Source organism: Clostridium sp. CAG:43 (genome assembly GCF_000434655.1).
Taxonomy (GTDB): domain Bacteria; phylum Bacillota; class Clostridia; order Lachnospirales; family Lachnospiraceae; genus Otoolea; species Otoolea fessa.
Window position 1 is genome coordinate 1 of the sequence record NZ_FR895097.1, and the last position, 6263, is coordinate 6263.

A 6263-nucleotide genomic window follows, 5' to 3' on the forward strand; every position below is an offset into this window, starting at 1 on the left:
TTCTTTTCGCAAAAATGTCCGGATCGACTCGTCCCACTCGCGTTCCAGCGTCTTGTCTAACGTAAATTGGTTGAGCGACAGCCCGGTGACACAGCTTAAATGCTGGTTTTCATAATGAATATTTAAGAACAGTCCGCCGACCTGCTCCGGGAGCCATTGGCTTTTGCGGGCGGTCAGAAACTGTTCGGTGGCAGCTTTCGGAAGCTTCAAAATGATGGAGAAGCGCTCCGGAAGCTTTTTTCCTTTTATGAGGGAAAAACAGAATGGGCGCAGAGTTTTCCAGGTTGAATATTCTTCAATCTGCCCCTCGGCACGCTCTTCTTCGGAATAAAAGCTTTTATGGACGCGTCCGTCGATGGAGAAGGTGTTGAACGTCACGATCTCCGCTTCCTTGAGCAGAAAGCGGTCAAATGTCTCTCCGATGAACAGTTTCTGGGTAAATAATTTTATATCACAGATATTGCAGGCAATCATATGTGTCCTCGCTGAGATGGTAAATTCGTTATTTTCTGTGTAATGTAGAAACAATAACGTAGATTCTATTTTATCGCAGGCGGGAGGGGGACGCAAGTGACTTCTTATTGGCAAGACGGAGAATTTTAAAATTTTATTAGCACTCAACAAAAATGAGTGCTAATTTTCTATTGACATCTTGGAACGCTGGTATTAAAATAAAAGTCACGGTGATGGAAAATCACAAAAAAAGAATTTTACAAGCGTATATTTATGTAGCTGGATAGCAGGATTGGACGCGGCAGAGTGAAACTGCCAGACTCCATTTCCGGGAGCGGATATCCACTGTATTTTGCAATCAAAAGGAGTGTATAGATATGGCAGCAAAAACAGGAAGTTTATCAATCAACAGCGAGAATATTTTCCCGATTATTAAGAAATGGCTTTATTCCGATCATGATATTTTCTATCGTGAGCTGATTTCCAACGGATGCGACGCGATCACGAAGCTGAAAAAGCTGGCGCTGATGGGCGAGTATGAGGAGCCGGGGGAGACAGAGTATAAGATTCAGGTTACCGTTAATTCCGAGGACAAGACGATTACCGTCGAGGATAATGGTATCGGTATGACTGCCGAGGAAGTGGAAGAGTACATTAACCAGATCGCATTTTCCGGTGCACAGGATTTCCTGGCAAAATATAAGGACAAAGCAAACGAAGACCAGATCATCGGTCATTTCGGTTTGGGTTTCTATTCTGCATTCATGGTAGCGGACAAGGTTACGATCGATACTCTTTCTTATAAGAAAGACGCAGAGCCGGTTCACTGGGAGTCTGAGGGCGGCACTGAGTTTGCGATGGATAAGGGCGATAAGGAAGGCAATGGTACCAAGATTGTCCTTTATTTAAATGAAGACAGCACTGAGTTCTGCAATGAGTATCGCGCACGTGAAGTCATCCAGAAGTACTGCTCTTTCATGCCGGTTGAGATTTACCTGAAAAATGCAACGGCAGAGCCGGAGTATGAGACGATCGAGAAGGATCAGCTGACCGACAAGGACACCATCGTTGAGACGGTGGTCGAGGAAGCAAAGACCGAGGAAAAGGAGAAAGAGGACGGCACGAAAGAGACCGTGGAGGTATCTCCGAGAACCGAGAAATATAAGATCCTGAAACGTTCGGTGGCACTGAATGACATTCACCCGCTGTGGAACAAGCATCCGAACGAGTGTACCGAGGAAGAATACAAAGAATTTTACCGCAAGGTATTTATGGATTACAAGGAACCGCTGTTCTGGATTCATCTGAACATGGATTATCCGTTCAACCTGAAAGGTATTCTGTACTTCCCGAAGATCAACATGGAGTATGAGAGTATTGAGGGCACCATCAAGCTGTACAACAACCAGGTATTTATCGCGGATAATATCAAGGAAGTTATTCCGGAGTTCCTGATGCTCTTAAAGGGCGTGATCGACTGCCCGGATCTGCCGTTGAATGTATCGAGAAGTGCGCTGCAGAATGATGGATTTGTAAAGAAAATTTCCGATTACATCACCAAGAAGGTAGCGGACAAGCTGACTGGTATGTGCAAGACTGACCGGGAGACCTATGAGAAATATTGGGACGATATCGCTCCATTTATCAAATTTGGCTGCTTAAAGGATCAGAAATTTGCTGAGAAGATGGATGACTACATTATTTACAAGAATCTGGACGGAAAATATCTGACGCTGAAAGACTGCATGGATAAGGCGAAAGAGGAAGGTCATGAGAACCAGATCTACTATGTAACAAATGAGAAAGAGCAGAGCCAGTACATCAACATGTTCAAGGCAAACGGACAGGATGCGATCATCATGTCTCACAGCATTGATAATCCATTCATCAGCCAGGAAGAGCAGAAGCATGAGAACCTGAAATTCCTGCGTATTGATGCCGATGTCAATGACACGCTGCGCGAGGAAGTGAAGGAAGAGGACAAGGAAGCGCTCAAGAAACAGGAAGAGACGCTGACAGAGACCTTCAAGAAAGCACTGGGCGATGATAAGCTGCGGGTAAAGGTTGAGAAGCTGAAGGATGCTGAGATTTCTTCGATGATCACCCTGTCGGAGGAAACACGCCGTATGCAGGATATGATGAAGATGTACAACATGGGCATGGATGCGTCGATGTTCGGCGGCAGCGGTCAGGTGCTGGTACTCAACGCGAACAACAAGCTCGTTCAGTACGTCTTAGAGCACACGGATGGCGAGAATACGCCGAAGATCTGCGAACAGCTCTACGACCTGGCACAGCTCAGCCACGGTTCCCTGACACCGGAGCGCATGACGAAGTTTATCGCACGGTCGAATGAGATTATGGGTATGATGCTGAACTAAGGGCGTCTGGTTTAGGACTGTTTTATATAGGAAAATATGTTAAAATATCATATATGATATAATAACGGAGCTGCTGCACGTAAATGTGGCAGCTCTTTTATTACCTGTTAAGAGAGCAAATGGGATTCACTATTTCACGAATCTAGTATTTATGATAGAATAGGAGCACTTAGCAAGGTTTTTTCAGATTTGACGGGGAGGTGCGTGTATGTTTGTAATCGGGGGATGGAAACAGGTTGGCGCGACGTTTGATATGAAACGGCAGGCGGCGATCCGGGAGCAGCTGGAACAGGCGGGAATTGAGTATCAGGTCAAGGTGCAGAACCGTCTGAAATCGGGCGTGCTTTCCGGCAATCAGCGGGCGAGGCTGGGAAGTGCGGGAGAAAATGCGGCATCGGAACGGGAATATCTGTTTTATGTGCAGAAAGCAGAGGAGGAAAAGGCGCGCCGTGTGATAGAAAGCGCCGGAAGATAAAACAGGTATTTTCTGGGAATGAAAGACCTGAATGACGAAGGAGAGAAAATGGGAGAGGGAAACTGGAACGAATCGGATCTTTGGCAGCGGGAGGCAGAAGAAAATGGTCTGCAAACGGAACCTGAGCTGCAGAATGCGGTTCAGAGTCCGAAACAAATCCGAAAAACCTGCCGCCGCGAGGTGCGCCGTGTCTGCAATGTCCTCGGCTGGGCGCTGGCATTTTTCAGCGTGATGACGGTGCTTGTCAGCATACTTCTGGAAGTGGCTGGCAACGTATGGGCGGACGGAGGCGTGATCAGTACGTTTTTGAACCGGATGGTAAATGCAGCGTGGTATGAGGACGGCGGAAGCACGCTGGTCATCTATGCGCTGGTTCTTCCATTCGTATTTTTAATTCTGCGCCTTGTCCCGGAAGAACGGGCAGAGAAAATGAAGATTAGTTTCCTGCAGTTCTGTATGTTTTTTATTTTGGCACAGGGATTTGGAACTATCTTTAACCTGCTGGGAAATGCAATCAATGATGCGGTGGCGGCAAGTAGCGGCGGCGATGCATCCGCGATGAACCCGGTCAACGAGATGTTGGACTCGCTCTCGCCGGTAATGATTTTATATGTAGGGTTTTTAGGACCCATTATTGAGGAATATATCTTTCGATGGAAACTCTTAAACCGATTGCGCCGTTTTGGCGATAAGGCGGCGATCACCTACACGGCGCTGATGTTTGGTCTGATGCACGGAAATGTGACGCAGTTTCTCTATGCGGCGGTGATTGGCGTGGTTCTGGGATATGTGGCGGTGAAGACGGGACGGATGCGTTATAACTGTCTGCTGCATATTCTGATCAACAGCTGGTCGTTAGTGATAGCGATGCTTGGAACACAGGATACGCTGCTGCCGCTGTTTATTACGTTTCTGATGACTGGGGTTATGGGCTGCACGATCATCGGGTCGTTTGTTCTGCTGATTTTCAATTTCCGGAAAATCCGGCTGTCCGATGGGGCACTCCCAGAGGGTGTGAAATTCCGCAATATATGTGGGGCAATGTATGGGAATCTCGGGACAGTGGCATTTATTCTGGTAAGTTTGATTACGATGGCGTTTTTCTTGTCGAGATGATGTGGTGGTCAGCTGCTGTTCACAAGCAGGCACTTTTGGAAGTGAAAGTGCCGTAAGATAACGTGGTGGCAGCAGGAATTAGTTGTATTTAAATGCGAAGCCACGGTAAAACCTGTTACTGGGCACGTGTGCGTGAACAGTAACGCTGTTCACGTGTTTGTCGTGTATTTCACGGGATTATGCTTGACTTCCTACTGTGTGATTACTATAATAAATAGTAATGAATACTACGTGATGTGAATTGCGTAACGGGAGGACGTTATGTTATATAAAATTATTGGTGACAGCTGCATGGATTTGACGGAGGAACTGAAATTGGATCCGCATTTTCAGATGATTCCGCTGACCCTGCAGATAGGGGATTACAAGGTAACGGATGATGAGACATTTAACCAGAAGGAGTTTCTGGCAAAGGTAAAGGCAAGTCCCGAGTGCCCGAAGACGGCGTGTCCATCGCCGGAGAGCTTCAAGGAAGCATTTGAGGGCGAGGCAGAATACATTTTCGTGGTAACGCTTTCGAACCATCTGAGCGGTTGCTACAACTCGGCGGCTTTGGCAAAACGCCTTTATGAGGAAGAGAACGGAACGGACGGAAAGAAGATCGCAGTCATTGATTCCCTGTCGGCGTCGGCAGGCGAGTTAAATATTGCGCTGTTCATCCGGGATCTGTGCGAGAAAGGTCTTCCGTTTGAGGAGATCTGCAGGCAGACGGAGGCATATCGGGATTCGATGAACACGTATTTCGTCATTGAGACGCTTGATTTCTTAAAGAAAAATGGCCGTCTGACCGGTTTGACGGCTTTTATCGCGTCGGCGTTGAATATCAAGCCGGTTATGGGCGCGGACAGCGGTACGATCATCAAGCTTGATCAGGCGCGCGGCATGACCCGGGCGCTCGACCGGATGGCGGAGATTGCGTGCAAAGAGGGCGGCGATACCGCAAGCAAACGTCTGGTGATCGCACACTGTAATAACCCGGAACGTGCTGAGCACGTGAAAGAGATCATGTGTAAACGGGCAAACTTCCGTGAGGTAGTGATCACGAATACGGCTGGCGTTGCAACCGTATATGCGGGCGACGGCGGAATCGTTATGACACTGTAGGGAGAAAGGTGATGACAGCTGGAAAGGTGGAAAACGCCGGACAGCTGCGATTGATTGAGGAAAAATGAAGCATACATTTTTTAGTAAATGCACGAAAATGCCGTTCAGATACCGGACGGCATTTCTTTTATCCAGAATTGGAAATTTGACAATTTTGGCAGGAATGACGCTTTTGCTTGGCGGATGCCAGGCGGGAGGTTCCATATGGAAAGAGACAATCTCATTGGAGCCAAAAGACAAAACGGTATCGGAAGAAACGCTTGATCCGGAAACAGATATAGACGGGCAGGTGGAGTCAGAACAGGTAGATGGCGCGGAACTGGGGGTGGAAATGCAGGGGCAGGACGAATCCGGCAAACTTGAGGCAGAACCGGGAGAAAATGATTCAAATGAGTGTTCGCTTCTGTTTGCCGGAGATATCTATTTTTCCAACCATGTTTTAAATGCCTACGACCGTGTGGGAGGTATCGGCGGCGTCCTCGGAGAGAGCTTGCGGGAGACGATCGCGGAGTCTGATATTTTTATGGCAAACTTGGAATTTCCGTTCAGCGACCGGGGAACACAGGCGGCGGATAAACAGTTTACGTTCCGGGTATCGCCGTCCCGCGTGTCTATTTTACAGGAGATCGGACCAGACATCGTGACGGTGGCGAACAACCATGCGCTAGATTACGGCACGGACGCACTGCTGGACACGTGCGATACGCTGGACAGTGCCGGGATTTTGCATGTTG

The 6263-nt window shown here is 47.9% G+C and carries 6 protein-coding genes (1 of these 6 running past the window's edge); 5 read left to right on the forward strand and 1 reads right to left on the reverse strand.

Annotated elements, in window-relative coordinates:
• A partial coding sequence (locus QVO97_RS08475) for a DUF5721 family protein (protein WP_288189426.1) occupies window positions 1-474 on the reverse strand: 474 nt, incomplete at its 3' end.
• A gap of 356 nt (window positions 475-830) precedes the next feature.
• Between QVO97_RS08475 and htpG the strand changes: the two genes are divergently transcribed.
• From htpG to QVO97_RS12775, 5 genes are all read left to right on the forward strand, one after another.
• Window positions 831-2834 (forward strand): molecular chaperone HtpG, encoded by a 2004-nt coding sequence (htpG, locus tag QVO97_RS08480; RefSeq protein ID WP_022359907.1) that lies wholly within the window; start codon window positions 831-833, stop codon window positions 2832-2834.
• 208 nt (window positions 2835-3042) lie between these two features.
• Window positions 3043-3309, forward strand: coding sequence for a DUF2007 domain-containing protein (locus QVO97_RS08485; RefSeq protein ID WP_022359908.1), 267 nt, complete (start codon window positions 3043-3045; stop codon window positions 3307-3309).
• A gap of 48 nt (window positions 3310-3357) precedes the next feature.
• Complete coding sequence (locus QVO97_RS08490) at window positions 3358-4425, forward strand: CPBP family intramembrane glutamic endopeptidase (protein WP_022359909.1); 1068 nt, start codon at window positions 3358-3360, stop codon at window positions 4423-4425.
• 261 nt (window positions 4426-4686) lie between these two features.
• Window positions 4687-5529, forward strand: coding sequence for a DegV family protein (locus QVO97_RS08495; protein WP_022359910.1), 843 nt, complete (start codon window positions 4687-4689; stop codon window positions 5527-5529).
• A gap of 163 nt (window positions 5530-5692) precedes the next feature.
• A protein-coding gene (locus QVO97_RS12775; protein ID WP_369678403.1) for a CapA family protein crosses the window boundary here: on the forward strand, window positions 5693-6263 show its 5' portion. Its footprint extends 74 nt past the window's final position; the window shows 571 of its 645 coding nt (coding positions 1-571); it begins with the start codon at window positions 5693-5695; its stop codon lies beyond the right edge, outside the window.